General features: G+C 48.2%; 15 protein-coding genes. 5 read left to right on the forward strand and 10 right to left on the reverse strand.

Annotated elements, in window-relative coordinates:
* Nucleotides 1–971 (forward strand): ketopantoate reductase family protein (locus tag HMPREF9439_RS04335; protein ID WP_008863870.1); only part of this gene is annotated, 971 nt, incomplete at its 5' end.
* A 79-nt stretch (nt 972–1,050) separates the two neighbouring features.
* Nucleotides 1,051–1,635: an NAD(P)H-dependent oxidoreductase gene (locus HMPREF9439_RS04340; RefSeq protein WP_008810928.1), complete on the forward strand. Its 585-nt coding sequence runs from the start codon at nt 1,051–1,053 to the stop codon at nt 1,633–1,635.
* 79 nt (nt 1,636–1,714) lie between these two features.
* On the opposite strand, the gene HMPREF9439_RS04345 is transcribed toward HMPREF9439_RS04340, so the two are convergent.
* The 3 genes from HMPREF9439_RS04345 to HMPREF9439_RS04355 all read right to left on the reverse strand — a co-directional run bounded on the left by HMPREF9439_RS04345 (nt 1,715) and on the right by HMPREF9439_RS04355 (nt 4,260).
* Nucleotides 1,715–2,983 (reverse strand): aspartate kinase, encoded by a 1,269-nt coding sequence (locus HMPREF9439_RS04345; RefSeq protein WP_008863872.1) that lies wholly within the window; start codon nt 2,981–2,983, stop codon nt 1,715–1,717.
* Nucleotides 2,984–3,105: 122 nt separating this feature from the next.
* On the reverse strand, nt 3,106–3,576 hold the full coding sequence (locus tag HMPREF9439_RS04350; protein ID WP_008863873.1) for a hypothetical protein: 471 nt from the start codon (nt 3,574–3,576) through the stop codon (nt 3,106–3,108).
* A 12-nt stretch (nt 3,577–3,588) separates the two neighbouring features.
* Entirely contained in the window at nt 3,589–4,260 is a 672-nt protein-coding gene (locus HMPREF9439_RS04355; RefSeq protein ID WP_008810925.1) for a VOC family protein, read from the reverse strand.
* 123 nt (nt 4,261–4,383) lie between these two features.
* Between HMPREF9439_RS04355 and HMPREF9439_RS13180 the strand changes: the two genes are divergently transcribed.
* Nucleotides 4,384–4,524, forward strand: coding sequence for a hypothetical protein (locus HMPREF9439_RS13180; protein ID WP_008863874.1), 141 nt, complete (start codon nt 4,384–4,386; stop codon nt 4,522–4,524).
* A 119-nt stretch (nt 4,525–4,643) separates the two neighbouring features.
* Here the strand turns inward: HMPREF9439_RS13180 and HMPREF9439_RS04360 are convergent, their stop codons facing one another.
* The 7 genes from HMPREF9439_RS04360 to HMPREF9439_RS04390 all read right to left on the reverse strand — a co-directional run bounded on the left by HMPREF9439_RS04360 (nt 4,644) and on the right by HMPREF9439_RS04390 (nt 11,668).
* Nucleotides 4,644–4,976, reverse strand: coding sequence for a cytochrome c3 family protein (locus HMPREF9439_RS04360; protein WP_008812451.1), 333 nt, complete (start codon nt 4,974–4,976; stop codon nt 4,644–4,646).
* Nucleotides 4,977–5,037: 61 nt separating this feature from the next.
* Nucleotides 5,038–6,627: an FAD-dependent oxidoreductase gene (locus tag HMPREF9439_RS04365; protein ID WP_008863875.1), complete on the reverse strand. Its 1,590-nt coding sequence runs from the start codon at nt 6,625–6,627 to the stop codon at nt 5,038–5,040.
* A 126-nt stretch (nt 6,628–6,753) separates the two neighbouring features.
* Nucleotides 6,754–7,377: a response regulator transcription factor gene (locus tag HMPREF9439_RS04370; RefSeq protein ID WP_008863876.1), complete on the reverse strand. Its 624-nt coding sequence runs from the start codon at nt 7,375–7,377 to the stop codon at nt 6,754–6,756.
* Nucleotides 7,374–9,149 carry a sensor histidine kinase gene (locus HMPREF9439_RS04375; protein WP_008863877.1) on the reverse strand — a complete coding sequence of 592 codons (1,776 nt, stop codon included), beginning with the start codon at nt 9,147–9,149 and terminating at the stop codon, nt 7,374–7,376. Before HMPREF9439_RS04375 ends, HMPREF9439_RS04370 begins: the two co-directional genes overlap by 4 nt.
* Before the next feature lie 64 nt (nt 9,150–9,213).
* Nucleotides 9,214–9,843 (reverse strand): cytochrome b/b6 domain-containing protein, encoded by a 630-nt coding sequence (locus HMPREF9439_RS04380; RefSeq protein ID WP_008863878.1) that lies wholly within the window; start codon nt 9,841–9,843, stop codon nt 9,214–9,216.
* A gap of 12 nt (nt 9,844–9,855) precedes the next feature.
* Complete coding sequence (locus HMPREF9439_RS04385) at nt 9,856–10,818, reverse strand: 4Fe-4S dicluster domain-containing protein (RefSeq protein ID WP_008863879.1); 963 nt, start codon at nt 10,816–10,818, stop codon at nt 9,856–9,858.
* A gap of 118 nt (nt 10,819–10,936) precedes the next feature.
* Nucleotides 10,937–11,668 carry a GntR family transcriptional regulator gene (locus HMPREF9439_RS04390; protein ID WP_008810919.1) on the reverse strand — a complete coding sequence of 244 codons (732 nt, stop codon included), beginning with the start codon at nt 11,666–11,668 and terminating at the stop codon, nt 10,937–10,939.
* Nucleotides 11,669–11,941: 273 nt separating this feature from the next.
* Here HMPREF9439_RS04390 and purB point away from each other — a divergent pair, with 273 nt between their 5' ends.
* Nucleotides 11,942–13,291: an adenylosuccinate lyase gene (purB, locus tag HMPREF9439_RS04395; RefSeq protein ID WP_008810918.1), complete on the forward strand. Its 1,350-nt coding sequence runs from the start codon at nt 11,942–11,944 to the stop codon at nt 13,289–13,291.
* Between the two features lie 74 nt (nt 13,292–13,365).
* Complete coding sequence (locus HMPREF9439_RS04400; protein WP_008810917.1) at nt 13,366–14,778, forward strand: DASS family sodium-coupled anion symporter; 1,413 nt, start codon at nt 13,366–13,368, stop codon at nt 14,776–14,778.
* Nucleotides 14,779–14,906: the final 128 nt, after the last annotated feature.

Genomic DNA, 14,906 nt, shown 5'->3' on the forward strand with positions numbered 1-14,906 from the left:
TCTGCTTTCGACAGACTTTTGCAACAGCCCCTATTTTTATGCCAGAAACCACAAAAATCCAATCTGTTGCCATCCTTGGCCGCGGAGCCTTGGGCGTGATGTACGGAGACTTTCTCACTCCGCGTATGCCAGAGGGCTCGGTTTATTTTCTAGCGGACGCTAAACGCTGTACACGCTATCGTGAGCAGTCCCTCACAGCCAACGGCCGCCCCTGCTCCCTCCTTTTTGAGAGCCCCGAAGAGCTGAACAAAGCACCTGACTTGCTGATCGTTGCTTTAAAAGGGCCCGCTTTGGAAAGTGCTTTGCAAGGCATCAAAGGTCTGATCTCTGAAAATACCATCGTCATCTCTGTGATGAACGGCATCTCCAGCGAAGACATCATCGAGCAAGAACTCGGAACGCACAGGATCGTTCACTGCGTTGCCCAGCGAATGGATGCGCTTTTTCAAAACGGCGTACTGACTTATAAAAATTTCGGAGAGCTTGTGATCGGACTCAGTCCGGAACATAAGGGCGAGCCTGAGGTTCTCGATGCCGTTGTGGATTTTTTTGATAGAACCGAAATGCCATACGTTGTCGATAAAAACATCCTGCACCGCATGTGGTGCAAGTGGATGCTCAATGTCGGCGTCAATCAGACATTAGCCGTCTATAACGATGTTTTTCGTCGTGTGCACCAAGAAGGCGAAGCCAGAGAAACATTGAAGGCCGCGATGCGCGAGGTACTTTCACTTTCACAAAAAGAAGGCACCGGACTCACCGAACAAGACTTCCGAGATTACCTTCAGATCATCGATGAATTAAATCCCGACGGGATGCCTTCAATGCGGCAGGACAGGCTGGCAAATCGGCTGACCGAAGTCGATTTCTTTGCGGGCACAGTCATTCAAAAAGCTGCTAAATACGGATTACCCGTACCTATCAATTGCCGTCTGTACCATGAAATAAAAAGTTTCGAAGCTCAGTATTAAGGCAACTCATTTTGGTAAGTTTTGAATAAGCCTTCTGTCGAGCCGTCCTACTATGCTTGCAACTATGGAGGTAACTCAAATGTCTAATAACGTTTTGATTCTTGATGCAGGCTGCCAAAACTTCGGTAAAGGCGGCGAGCTCAACCATTATTTATCTCGTCTCGCCGAGGGAGAATTGACTAAACTCGGTTGGAATGTCGAAATCACATTGATCGACAGCCAATGGGAAATCGCTGCTGAAGCGGAAAAGATTAAGAAAGCCGATGTCATCATTGTCCAGACACCGGGCTGGTGGATGAGCACACCGTGGCAGCTTAAGCGTTATGAAGACCTCGTCTTTGTTCAGCCCGGCGTCGTCGGCAATGACGGCCGCTCTCATCTGCATCCCGATGACAATTACGGCAGAGGCGGAATTCTGACAGATAAGAAGTTCATGATCAGCAGCACTTGGAACGCTCCGAAGACCGCTTTTGACCGTAAGGGCGACTTCTTTGAAGGCCGCGGCGTTGACGGCGTCTTCTTCCCGCTGATTAAGGCTTTTGAATTCTTAGGAATGAAGCAGCTTCCGTCCTTCATGTGCAATGACGTCGTGAAGAATCCGCACATTGGAGAAGATGTAAAACGCTGGAAGGAACACCTTCGTCACGTATTCAAAATTGAGTAAGTAGTTAACACATAAACAAAATCCTCGGAATCTAAAAAACTCCGAGGATTTTTTGGTTTAGGCGAAACGGAATTCTGTCTTAGAGTTCCATTGCCTTAGTGGCCTTGTCCAGTCCGAAAGCTTTGTGAAGCGCACGAACGGCCAATTCCATGTATTTTTCGTCGACGACGATGGAGGTGCGGATTTCGGAAGTAGAAATCATCTTGATGTTGATGTTTTCTTCAGCCAGGATGCGGAACATCTTGGCGGCAACACCGGCGTGGCTGCGCATGCCGATACCGACGCAGGAGATCTTAGCGATGGAAGCGTCTGTTAGGATGCCTTCTTCACCGAGGTACGGTGTGACTTCTTTTTCCAAAACCTTCATGGCTTTGTCGAGGTCGTTGCGGCTGACCGTGAAGCTGAAGTCGGTCAAACCGTTCTTAGCTGCGTTCTGCACGATCATGTCAACTTCAATGTTGGCTTCGGCAATGTGGCCAAGAATCTTGTAGGCGATACCCGGGGTATCGGGCACGTGCGGCAATGTAATCTTGGCTTCGTTTCTGCTGAAAGCGATGCCGGAAACAACAACTTTTTCCATCTTGGGATCTTCCTCAAAAGTAATCAGGGTACCGGAGTTTGCTTCTTCATCTACCGGAATATCAGGGTCTGTCAGGCTGGAGAGCACGCGGGTCGGAACGCGGTATTTACCGGCAAATTCCACACTGCGGATCTGAAGAACCTTGGAGCCGAGGGAGGCCATTTCCAAAATTTCCTCAAACGCCACAACATCCAATTTGCGAGCGTCGCTGACCACGCGCGGATCAGTTGTGTAAATACCGTCGACGTCGGTGAAGATAAGGCATTCGTCTGCATGAAGAGCAGCTGCCAGGGCAACAGCGGAAGTGTCGGAACCGCCACGGCCGAGCGTTGTGATGTTGCCCTCTTCATCACAGCCTTGGAAGCCCGCAACAATCACAACCTTACCGTCATTCAGGTCGGCCATGATTCTGTGAGAATCGATCTCTTTAATACGAGCTTTGGTGAAGGCGTTGTCTGTCAGAACTCTGACCTGAGTACCTGTATAGCTGCGAGCCGGCACGCCTAAATTCTGGAGTGCCATCGCAAGAAGACCGATGGTGACTTGTTCGCCGGTGGAGGCGATCACATCAAGTTCACGGGGATCGGGATTCTTTTGAATTTCTTTTGCCAAGGCAATCAGGCGATTGGTTTCACCGCTCATCGCGGAGACGACAACTACTACCTGATGGCCGGCATTCTGCCACTTCGCGATGCGTCGAGCGACATTTTTGATGCGCTCAACGGAACCGACTGAAGTGCCGCCGTATTTTTGAACAATCAACGCCATTTTTTATCTGTATCTTTAAATATCGAAGGGGCTGGTCTTTGTTGTTTCAACCAGAACTAACTTTCATTTTATGTAAAGAATTGATAAAAATTGGCTTTCCTAGTAAAAGTTTGATCGTCCGTTTAGATGACCATCGCAACGTGCACGAAAACCAATAATCCGCTGAACAGCACGATGAGATAAGCAATCACACCGAAGATATAAATTGCCTTGAGTAACGATTTTCCCTTAAGGCGCATTGCCGCCATAAAGCTCAGTACGGAAAAAACGAATCCCCACAGATAGAGAATGACAGCACAAATTAAAAGCGCCAAACCTGCCGCGTCAAAGTTAGGATTTTCTCGATAGGTAAAAGCCATTCCTACGCCGTAGAACATCAGCGCCCAAAAGAGCGATCCGCAGACGAGATAGCCCCAGAAAAGTTTTCCTACGGAACGGTTGCCCGGGAATCCTTTGTTCAGTTCAGCTTCCGCTTTTGCCTTTTCTTTCTTTAACTCAGCATAAGAAGGCTGTGCAGGAACCGGCTGTTCTTTTGTTTGAGTGGTTTGAGCAGCGATTTCTTCGCTTTTCTTTTCCTTTTCTTGTGTGTCCATTCTTTTCCTAAATTAGTGTTTGGGATAGACGGCGAGTTCAACCAAATTTTGATCCGGATCTCTCAAGTAGACCGATGTCATCTCACCTTTTCTTCCATGGCGAATCACCGGCCCCTCAACGGGAACGTCAAGTTTGCGAAAAGCTTCAGCGATTTCACACGAATCCGAGTCCGTTTGGATTTCCAAACAAAAGTCTCCGGTACCCGGCACGGCAACTTTCGCTTCGGGCAGTAAGGGATGCCCGATTACATGAAGGTTGATCTTAAAGTGCGGGAACTCGATCTCGTACCTTTCGCCGTCCTTTCGAACCGGCAGTCCGAGGAGACGATAAAAAGACACCATGGCTTCCGGCTGAGCCGTCGTCAGACAGAAATGATCCAGTTCCAAAATTTCAAAAAGTTCGGAGGGCACTGAGCATCCGCCGATATAAATCGGTTTTCCTTCCTGCAGAACAATATCTCCCTGCTTAAGCTCGGGATGCATCTGAAGGTATTCGTCTTTGATGACAACCTCACCGCCGATCACCTTTCCCACAGAAATGCGATACAGCGGTTTGGACCGTTTTTTAACGGGATCCCAAATGTTCTTGTACTCAAAGACATATTGCGAAGTTCGCGTTTTTTGAATGCCGAATTTCGCCGTTCTAAGGTCGGTTACCGACTCAGCGCTCACTCTTTCCTCCATTTTTGAGTTTCCTATTATGGACAATTTTGAGGCGCTGTTTCATCACCTCCGACTACAATTTCCCTGCTCGGGCAGTAAAAGACCCGACCAAAATTCAAACAACACTACAGGAGGTAAATTCCGATGACTGATTCATGCACATGCTGCTGCGGCTCTAAGAAGGCAGAAGAGAAGAAACCTGTCGATCCGAAGGTCGAAGAAGCCAAAGAACTGAAGAAAGAGGAAGTTGAGGCTGTTGAAGCCAGTACCGTTGAAGGTGAATAATCCTCTGTCTTCTGAATAGGGTAATGGAAATATCAGAAAGCCGCACATGAGCGAGAGTTCATGTGCGGCTTTCTTTTGCCTTTCGGCCAATCACCAAGGAGAAAAGAATGATCGATCGGTTAAGGAACCTTGATATTTGTGAATTCGTGACATTCGTCGCAAGCCAGAACCGGTTTCTTATGACCGTGGTGGCAAGCGCCGCAATCTAAATTTTCTAAGTGAGAATCGTGCGGATTGATATCGTTTTTATCCGTCCTTGCTGCGAGTTTTTCGTAACTGACGTGACATTTGAGGCAGCCGTCTGTGTTAACAGCTTTCGGAGGCATTGTGGTATGACAGGATTCGCACTTCAAACCGCGCTCAACGTGCCGATCGGCCAGCATTTTATCTGCAGCCCAAGCACCCTGTACCGATACGAGTGCTAAGGAAACTACGAGCAGTAACTTCTTCATGAGAAAATCCTTTTTTTCTTATTGCCGGAGACCGGCGCCTTTCAGCGCCGGCGTTATTTAATTATGACCAGGGAGTTTCGTTAGCAACCGTTCTGCCGGCGATTCTTCCGAATACGCAAGCTTCTGAGTTGTTCGTGGCACCTTGATAGATATGGCCCCACATAGAACCCAATTCACCGGCGCTGTAGAGGCGTGCGATCGGTTTGCCAAACGGATCGAGAACCTGACCGAGTTTGTTGCGGCGCGGACCACCCTGAGTATTCAGGATTGTCGGATAGAGCTCGGCAGCGTAGTAAGGACCGTCGCCGATCGGACGAGAGATCACCGGAGCTTCGCGGCCTTCGAATGCAACCTTGCCTTTCTTTTCGAGAGGACGACCGAAGTCTTTATCGGCGCCGGCATTGATCTGGCTATTCCATCTGTTAACGGTTTCGACGAGATTTTCGGCCGGAACGTTGATCTTCTTAGCCAATTCTTCAATCGTCGGAGCAGAGACAATCACGCCCTTTTCAATTTCAGCAGAGTTGTCTTTACTCCACTTGTAGTTTTCTCTGTTCAAGGCATAACCGGAAGTAGCGCCGCCGATGATCGGGCCTCTGACTCGGGCGGCTTCATCAAAGATAACGAAGCACGGGATGCGGGGATAACGATGTTTGATCGGATCCAAGACGTTAACACCGTAGATACAGGTATGGTTGTCCATCTTTTCGTTTGCGAATCTCTTGCCGTCCTGGTCAACATAAATGTAGGAAGGAGCAAGCATGTTGATCTGCAGAGCAGTCTTAAGACCCGGAACAACCAGACCGAGTGGGCAGGACAGAGCGTTCATATGCCAGAGATCGGCACCGGCAGCCTGGGCCATTCTGACGCCGTCACCGGTGTTGCCGGGATGGCCTAGACGGTGGAATTTCTGACCCATTGTGTGGTTGGACAGCATGTTGTCGTCGAATTCGTAGCCGCCTGTTGCCAGCACTACGCCGCGGCGAGCTTTAACAGCCTGTTTTTTACCGTCGATTTCAACCCAAACGCCGAGAACTTCGTCGTTCTGAGTGATCAGCTGCAGGCCGCGTGCGTTGTAAACGACAGGAATCTTACGGACGGTTTCAACAGCATAGCGGTAGTTGTTGAAGAGCATATCGCCGCCGCGAGTCTTCTGTCCTTTCGGAGTGCGGAAACGCCATTTGTCGATAGCGTCGGATTCAGGAATGTTCTGGAAGCCGGCATGACCGTAGATGTAAACCTTCTGATCCGGAGCCAGAGAAAGGAGGAAGTCTTTGGACTTCATCGCTTCGTCAACGAAAGCTTCAAGCAGTTCCTGGTCTTTCTGAGAGTTGGCAAAGTCGTAAGTCTTTGCAAGGTAAGTAATGGCGCGTTCGCGGTTGTTCGGGATCATCATGCCGCCGGAGGAAACGGCTGTGTTGCCGCCGCCCTGAGCTGTCTTTTCAAAGATGACGACATCTGCACCGGCATCTTTTGCTGTGATCGCTGCAGAAGCACCGGCACCGCCGTAACCGAGAATGACGACATCAGCTTCACGATCCCACTTTGCGGGGAGATCAGCCTGAGGTTTTGCGGAAGCCTGAGAGACAACTCCCCCGGCAGCGGCTGTCGCAAGAAGGCCCTTGAGGAACGTGCGTTTTGTGACTTGCATTTGAGTTCTCCTATCGTTGGATTTGAGTTATTGGTTTTCGTAACCGACAGGAGCATTGTTGCCCGTTCCACTACCTAGGTATTTTGCGTTTGATCAAACTTTCTTCATTTAGACTGGTCAGTATTTTCACTGATTTTTATTTTCTTTGACCGCTTCAATCAGACTGTGAAGCTGCGCCAACGTCTTGATTTGAAGTCTTTTCATCGCCGCAGCTCGATGATTTTCGATAGTCCGCACCGAGTTCCCGAGGCGCTCTGCAGCTTCTTTGTTTAAAAGACCAGCTGCAATTAACGTCAACACCTGCTGTTCTTTTTCCGTCAGCGTTTCCCAGCGTCTTTTTGCCTCAATAATATCGAAGTCCAAAACCGCAAACCCGTTGCTGCAGCGGCGCACGCAGTCCCTTACAATGCCGAGAAGCCTTGCATGGTCCACGGGCTTCTGCAAAAACTCAACTGCGCCGGATTTCATGGCGGAAACTGCCATATCGATACTGCCGTGTCCCGTGAGGAAAACGATCGGCAGAAAAATTTTTCTTCGATTCATTTCCTGCTGCAGCTCTAAGCCCGTCATCTCGGGCATACGAATGTCAAGAATCAGACATCCCGGAACACTGCCCGCATCCTCAATCAAAAACTCTCTTGCACTCGAATAAGCCGAGCATTTCCAACCCTCGCTTTCAAGCAAAAAAGAGAGACTTTCGCGCATATCTTCATCGTCATCAACGATGCGAATCAAACACCCCTGTGTCACGATTTCTCCTTTGCTAACGGCAGACGGACGAAGACTGAAAGCCCTCCCGAAGGGATTCGCTCAAATGTGATTCTTCCGCCCAGATCCTCAGCCAAGCCTGCAACAATGGATAGGCCAAAGCCCAGTCCGCTGTGCTTTGTCGTTGCCATCGCAAGCTGGGATATCTGTTTCCATTCTGCATCCGATAATTTTTCACCGTTATCTTCAACCTTTATGCAAACAGTGTTCCCCTCCGCGGAAAGAGTCACAACCACACGTCCGTTTGACTTATCTTTTACCACCTCGATTGCGTTCTTTACAAGGTTAATTAGGATAATCTCCAACTCAATGGGATTAGCTTCAACAAAAAGTTCTTCAGAATCTTTTCTAAATTCAAGGTCGGTATCCGGAGCAGAAGCGCTAATGTCTAGAAGTATCTTTTCAGCTGTCTTGCCGACATCAACCGTCAGTCTTTGCCTTTGTCCCTTCGCGTATGAACGCACTTGATTCACAACTTCCGAGGCTCTTTGAATTTGGTGATCAACCCTCTCGATCCCCTTCTCCATCATTTCTGCGGACACTTCCCCGCTTTCCATACGTCGGCGAAGTGCGAAGCAGTAAGCCGCTGCAGCACCCAAAGGCTGCTTCAGTTCATGCGCAATCATGGAGCACATCTGACCAACGAGACCGACTTTTTGAATTTTGTCTAATCGGCTTTTAACCAAAGCAGATTCGGCCCTCAGCTTTCGTTCTCGCTTGAGCGATTCGGTCAATGCATGAGTCCTCCTGTTCACCAGATATTCACTTCTTATTCCGTGAAGGATCAAACCTATAATAAAAATCGCTGCAAAAACTAAGTATTGCCAGTACGCTTCCATGAAACGCTTAAAACTAAAGTGACGAAGGTATTCGAAAGGCCCGATCTCCAATCCTTTGAATAAGTCATCAATCGGTGTGAAATCCGTAGCCACACTCCAATGCAGATTATTTTGCAGAGGTTTAATCTCAAGCACCGCGGCCGTCACCTTTCTACTGACTTCCGGCGCTGTATTCGGGGTTGTGGATAAAGTCCAATTCGGATACAAACGCGTGCTCACTGCACAAGGGAAATCGGTCGTTTCTTTCGGATCGAGAACCTTGACTAGACCCGACTTGAGGAGACCGGCATTTTCTAGCACACAAGCCCGCACAACACCGGCGTCGGTTTTCCCGGATAAAACAGCTTCGATTACAGGAGACGCGCCGTGGCCGAGAAAATCAACTTTAGAGAAGAAATGATCAGGATCGAAATCTCTATTTAAAAGTTCTCCAGCTGCAATTTGCCACCCTGAAAACGCGAACGGATAGTTAGCGCTGACTGATTTATTTTTGAGGGCACCAATGGAATCAAGGTCATTTCTATCACTTCGGACAAAGAATACAGAGCCTTCCGCGTAATTGGGATTCGGTGCTTGATTCGATACCATGGTCGCTAAGTCTCGCAGACCATAGCCTTCCAACAAGAATCTTCGGTAATTACCTGCAGAGGAAAGAACTAAATCTAACTGACCGTTTTTTAGCGAATTCTGCAAGCGTCCCAGCTCTAGGCACTCGACTTCTAATTTGTCTGGTTGTACCGCTTTTCTAATCGCTTCAATCGTCGGATCAATAAGACTTTTGTTAATATTGTGTTCCGCGAAGGAAGAAACCCCTAGTCTTAACGTTTCAGTTGCGTAAACGGGCCAAACAGCCAATGTGAGAATAAGAGGAAAAACGAGCTTTCGAAAAGTCTTTTTCACACGCAGCAGAAGCATTATTTCTCCTCTAATAAGTCTGCGGAACTCTTTTTTCTGAATAATAAATCTCGTAAAGCCAGGCTTATTCCGCTGACCAAAGTGAGTGACGTTCTAACGCATAGCTTCTATCAACTTTGCCAGAGAACATCGCCGGCAGAAGACTACGATTGGCCTTGATCATGAACGCCGCCATGTGGCCTAAAAACAAAAAAATACAGAGAACAAAACCCAGGTTATGGAATTGAGCGATATAGAAAGTCCAAGGATCGTCCAACTGAACGCCCGGAAGGTTTTTATAGGTTTTCAAAAGCCCCGTGATAATGAGGATTAAGAAGGTCACGGCAAAAGCGGCCCAGGCCAAACGTTGTTCCGGCAGGTATTTCGCGCTCGGAGGCTCTTTCTTCCCGGAGAGAATGGCTTTAAAAATCAGGATGCTCCCCTTTACGTCACCCTTCTTCGGAACAATGTCGAACTCTTTATTCAATGCATGGTAGAAGACATGGAAGCAGCAAAAGAACACAAAGATCAGCCCGAAAAAGTAATGCATGGACAACGTCGTAAAGTAGTTTCCCATCCACTCTCCTAAAGATGTCAGGCCGTATCTCTTAGCTACAGGCATCTGAAGTATTCCGGAAAAAATCAGTCCGAAACAGCTCAATGCGATGCCCCAATGCACAACTCGATTAGTTAGAGGTTGTCTGATGATTTTCATTTCCGCACCGCCTTATTGAGATTGATCTTTGTCGTTCTTTCTTTTTCTTAGGGCGACGGATGCGCCCAAAGCCACAATCGGTGCAGCCAAAGTTCCGAGCACTAAAGGCGTCGACTGACTCAGTTTTGAATCGACTTCGTTCATTAGCGGTCTTCCCGGATGATTCTTTGGCAATTGGGAGTGCAGCTGACGGTTGATCTTTTCAAAGGGCACAGAGCAAACATACCAAGTTGCGGTTCCGCCGTTTTCCTCTTTACCGTATACAAAACGGTCATTTGCTAAGGATTTACACTTTTCTTCTGCCTGCGAGATGGGGAGAACCAACATGGCTTTTTTGGGGCATTCCGTCGAGCATGCAGGCTCTTTGCCTTGAGCGATGAGATCAGCACAAAAATCGCATTTATACATGACTCCGCCGCCGGCTAATTTCGGTTCTACTTTAAGATAGATTCCCACACCCGCCTGGCGCTGAGGAATATTCCATGGGCAAACGTCCCTGCACTTCGCCCCTCCGAAACACACGCGATCATCAATCTTGACCGCTCCTTGTTTAGTTTGGTCGATGGCTCCAAAAGGACAGAGCTTGCGACATGGAGCATCGAAGCACTGCATGCAGCGTCTCGGAAGATAAATATCTTTTCCGTCAACGGAAACATGCTGAAGATAAATCCAGTTGTACGGAGTCAGCCGAGAAATGTTATCCCGATCGTTTGAAAAGTCCTCATACTTGGGCTGAGGCCAGTAAGGCTGCACCGGCTTCTGCGGCTCTGGATAGCGAGCCTGATTTTTAGCACGGCAGGCTCTGACGCACGCAGGAATCGACAAATCCGAGCAGCCGTCGCACTTATCTAAGTCGATAATCGTAATTAATTGCTCGGAGCTCTTTTGGGAAGCAGAACGAGCCGGAAAGGCTTCAAGCGCCAATCCGGAGGCAAGTGCGGCCTTGAGGAAACCGCGTTTTGTAGTTTTGTGCATTTGAGATCTTGAGATTCTTCTTGGGTGCAGCTCTGAGCGTAGCGATTCAGAGAGAAATGAGCAAGTAGAATCAGCCTAAAGCACAACCTTTTCTGCAAAATCTAAGATGTTTTCCTAATTAGTACTTTTTCTTCTTCACAGCAACGGAAAAAGAGAATCGATCTGCCGTATGAAACGATTCGGATGCAACGATCGTTCGCCCACGAACATCCATGTAATTCCGAATAATCTTCAAAGCCGCCGTCCCGTGAGGAACTTTAAATAAATCTGCCACCTCGTCAGGCATGATCGTGCCCGAAAAAGTTTGCTTAACTTCATCACATTCCCGTCCGAGGACTTCTTCTGCCAATGTAATAATGAGTTCTTCGGGGCGTTTCTTCACTATCTCTAAGACCTCGGCTGCTTCAGCCGGAATGTAAACGTACGTCACGACCACGGTCTCTTGAACTTTCTCAGAAGCGACGCGAATGTTTTTAAAGCGAATGACCAGATCCCCAGGCTTTAAAGACAACCGTTCTGCCAATTCTTCATCGACGACCAATTGGGTAACGTTCTGGATTTTTCTCGGGTATTGATTGCCGTAATGGTCAATATCTCTAATTCCGTCCAACTCGCTCAGGAACTTGCCTGTTCTTGTTCTTGATTTAACTCTGGTTCCGATATGCGGTTTTCGTTCAAAAAGTCCTTGCTGAGTCAGATAGGTAAGTGCTTTCCGCATTGTGTCTCGGCTGACTTTATATCTTTTAGCCAGATCAATCTCGTTCGGGATGATAGAGCCGACCGTCCACCTCCCCAAAGAGACTTCTAAGGATATTTCTTCTGCGATCTTTTTCCAGACGGGTTTTTGCATAATAAGAGATTTGTAGGTTCTAAATACGGACAAGTTCGATTTTATCTAAGCGCGAAGCCAACAACCATAAGGGTTTTGCGTTTTGTCGCCTACAAAACTCGGCAATAAGTTGGTAGACATAACTTAACTCTTTGATTTATTAAATAAAGTTCTTAAACTAAACGCTGAACTATTGATAGTTATCAAAACAAATGCACTTACTCGTTGTTCCGCTTGTCCTCTATTTGCAGAATGAAGCCATACAAAACCGATCTCAATTTTTAAGGAGAGAAAATGCCTTCTACTGCAATCGACAGCCAGATCCACGGCTGCATGTTTAGTACCGATGAAATGCGCGAAATCCTGAGCGATAAAGCTTGGGTCCAAAAATGGCTGGACACAGAAGCCGCGCTCGCTGCCGCTCAAGCCGAACTCGGCGTCATTCCAAAGGAAAAAGCCGACATCATCAATCAATACGCTAAAGCTGAACTCATCGACATTCCGAGCATCGGCGAATACTACAAGAGCTCTATTACGATCGTACCCCTGCTGAAAGCCTTCAAAGCAATCCTTCCGGAAAACGCCGGAGAGTTCGTGCATTGGGGAGCTACGAGTCAAGACATCGTGGACACAGGTATTGTCTTGTTAGAAAGAGATGCCTACGAAGTCATTCTTCGTGATATGAAACTCTGTCAGGAATACTGCCTAGACTTAGCCAAAAAATACCGTAACACCATCATGAGCGGCCGTACCCACGTCGTCCACGCTCTTCCGATCACCTTCGGTTACAAAGCGGCTATTTGGGCCGATGAACTGGGTCGCGATATTGAACGCCTCGAAGAAATGAGAGACCGAGTCTTCGTCGGCGAAATGGCCGGCGCCGTTGGTACCTTAGCTTCTCAACCTGAACACGGCCTGGAAACTCAAGAACGCATGTTCAAAATTCTCGGTCTGAAGACTCCGACGATTGCGTGGCATGTTGCCCGCGATAACCAAGCCGAATTTGTTTCCGTTCTTGCCCTTTGCGCCGGAACTCTCGGCCGCATCATGCATGAAATCCTGACACTGCAGAGAACAGAAATTCTTGAATTGGAAGAACCGTTCTTCATGGGCAAAGTCGGTTCCTCCACCATGCCGCATAAACGCAATCCGGCCGTTCTGGAAAATGTCCTGGCGCTTCTCAGAAATGTCCGCAGCATCGCCCCTTCTATCGTAGAAAGCATGATCAGCGAAATGGAACGGGATTGGGGCTGCTTCCTCTCTGAGTGGGAGGCTATTCCTCGTGCATGCCACATGATGGCTGCCGCGCTGGAAAAATCCAAGAACATTCTGAAGAACCTTATCGTTTATCCAAAACACATGGAACGCAACTTGTTTGCACAGAAAGGCCTGATGCTCAGTGAAAACGTCATGATGCACCTGGCCAACCGCCTCGGTCGTATGACAGCTCACGGCATTGTTTACAAGGGTGCAATGGAAGCTTATGAAAAAGAAATACCCTTTAAGGACGTTCTGCTGCGTACACCCGAAGTTGCCGCAGCCTTTACGGAAGAAGAAATCGACGCAATGCTCGATCCGCATAACTATGTGGGGTTAGCTCCGGAATTTGTCGACCGTGTCGTTGCCAAATACAGCAAGAACTAGCACTTACTTCCTTGATTAGTTGTCCCTTAACTGAAGAAAGGTCTTCTGCAGAAGGCCTCTCTAAGGATACCATTATGTCTAATAAGCCTATTAAGCTCTGGCAATATCTCGTCCCAATCGTGGTTTTGCTTGCGATTTGGTTTTACCCGGTTCCCGAGGGCCTCAAACCACAAGCCTGGCATATGTTCGCCATCTTCGTCGCAACCATTGTCGGCATTCTTTGTGCACCTCTTCCTTCCGGCGCCTTAATGTTCATCGCGCTGGCTCTTTCTATTTTCACCAACACGCTAAGTTTTAAAGCAGCACTCTCAGGTTTTGCTTCCGGTACGGTCTGGATGATTTTCTCTGCTTACGTTCTTTCACTCGGATTCGTTCAATCCGGACTAGGAAGAAGAATCGCCTATAAAACGCTTTCCTTATTTGGAGGCTCTTCGTTGGGCATCGCTTACTCCTTGGGCATTGCCGACCTTATTCTCGCTCCGGCAATGCCGAGTGTAACCGCTCGTTCCGGCGGCATCATCCTCCCGATTTCCAAGTCCATTGACCAAGTTTTAGACTCCGAACCAGGCCCAAAGCAAAAGCGTTTAGGTGAATTCTTGACCATGACTTGTTTTCAGTTCACTCCGATCACCGGCGCTATGTTCATGACCGGCATGGCTGCAAATCCTCTTTGTGCAACACTGGCAAAAGAAGGTTTAGGCATTGAGCTGACCTGGGTAGGCTGGTTCTGGGCTGCAGTCGTTCCGGCGATGATCTGCTTTTTCGTAATGCCGTTGCTTTCCTACAAGATTCTTAATCCGGAACTTAAACGTACTCCTGAAGCCAAGAAGATGGGACGTGAAGAGTTGAAACATATGGGACCGATGTCTTCGCAAGAAATCAAAGTTGCGATCGGCTTCGTCTTGGCCCTTCTTGGCTGGGGCACCACAATGTGGACCGGGCTAAATGCCAACGCCATCGGTATCGGGCTTGCTGCTTTGCTCTTTGCGATGGGGGCCGTAAATTGGAAAGACGTCTTAGCGGACAAAGCCGCATGGGATACCGTTGTTTGGTTCGGCGTCATCATCTCCTTAGCAACCGGTCTCACATCTCTCGGTTTCATTAAATGGATGTCTGCTGGATTTGCCTCTATGCTCACCGGAATGGATTGGATGACAACATTCATCCTGCTCGGCTTTGCCTATATTTACCTTCACTACGTATTTGCAACTGCCTCTGGACATGTGGCGGCGATGTATGTTCCGTTTGCCGCTGTGGCGATCGGAGCCGGTGCACCTCCGCTGATGGTTGCCGTCTGCTTTGCCATTTTCTCTAACTTCATGTGGGGCATTACAGAATATGCCGGCGGTCCCGGCCCGATCTACTTCGGACAGGGTTTCTTTGAAAGACCTAGGTTCTACAAAATCAATTTTGTTCTGGTTACCGCAAGTGTCATTATCGTTTTTGCAGTCGGTATGCTTTGGTGGAAAATCATCGGCTTGTATTAACAATATGATCAATGCTGTCAGCACGTACCTGCCGATTTCCGCGTGTACTCCGGACCAATTCCATTCAAAAGCATTTTCGTGAGATTATTCTTACGTGAATCGAGTAGGGGAAGCTTTCACCTACCCCT

The sequence above is a fragment of the Parasutterella excrementihominis YIT 11859 genome, assembly GCF_000205025.1.
Taxonomy (GTDB): Bacteria; Pseudomonadota; Gammaproteobacteria; order Burkholderiales; family Burkholderiaceae_F; genus Parasutterella; species Parasutterella excrementihominis.

Excerpts from the sequence above, each read along its gene's own strand:
- HMPREF9439_RS04385 (WP_008863879.1), bottom strand. The coding sequence starts at position 10,818 with ATGCACAAAACTACAAAACGCGGTTTCCTCAAGGCCGCACTTGCCTCC.
- purB (WP_008810918.1), top strand. The coding sequence starts at position 11,942 with ATGCCTTCTACTGCAATCGACAGCCAGATCCACGGCTGCATGTTTAGT.
- HMPREF9439_RS04400 (WP_008810917.1), top strand. The coding sequence starts at position 13,366 with ATGTCTAATAAGCCTATTAAGCTCTGGCAATATCTCGTCCCAATCGTG.
- HMPREF9439_RS04345 (WP_008863872.1), bottom strand. The coding sequence starts at position 2,983 with ATGGCGTTGATTGTTCAAAAATACGGCGGCACTTCAGTCGGTTCCGTT.
- HMPREF9439_RS04375 (WP_008863877.1), bottom strand. The coding sequence starts at position 9,149 with ATGCTTCTGCTGCGTGTGAAAAAGACTTTTCGAAAGCTCGTTTTTCCT.
- HMPREF9439_RS13180 (WP_008863874.1), top strand. The coding sequence starts at position 4,384 with ATGACTGATTCATGCACATGCTGCTGCGGCTCTAAGAAGGCAGAAGAG.
- HMPREF9439_RS04340 (WP_008810928.1), top strand. The coding sequence starts at position 1,051 with ATGTCTAATAACGTTTTGATTCTTGATGCAGGCTGCCAAAACTTCGGT.
- HMPREF9439_RS04355 (WP_008810925.1), bottom strand. The coding sequence starts at position 4,260 with ATGGAGGAAAGAGTGAGCGCTGAGTCGGTAACCGACCTTAGAACGGCG.
- HMPREF9439_RS04380 (WP_008863878.1), bottom strand. The coding sequence starts at position 9,843 with ATGAAAATCATCAGACAACCTCTAACTAATCGAGTTGTGCATTGGGGC.
- HMPREF9439_RS04360 (WP_008812451.1), bottom strand. The coding sequence starts at position 4,976 with ATGAAGAAGTTACTGCTCGTAGTTTCCTTAGCACTCGTATCGGTACAG.
- HMPREF9439_RS04390 (WP_008810919.1), bottom strand. The coding sequence starts at position 11,668 with ATGCAAAAACCCGTCTGGAAAAAGATCGCAGAAGAAATATCCTTAGAA.
- HMPREF9439_RS04350 (WP_008863873.1), bottom strand. The coding sequence starts at position 3,576 with ATGGACACACAAGAAAAGGAAAAGAAAAGCGAAGAAATCGCTGCTCAA.
- HMPREF9439_RS04365 (WP_008863875.1), bottom strand. The coding sequence starts at position 6,627 with ATGCAAGTCACAAAACGCACGTTCCTCAAGGGCCTTCTTGCGACAGCC.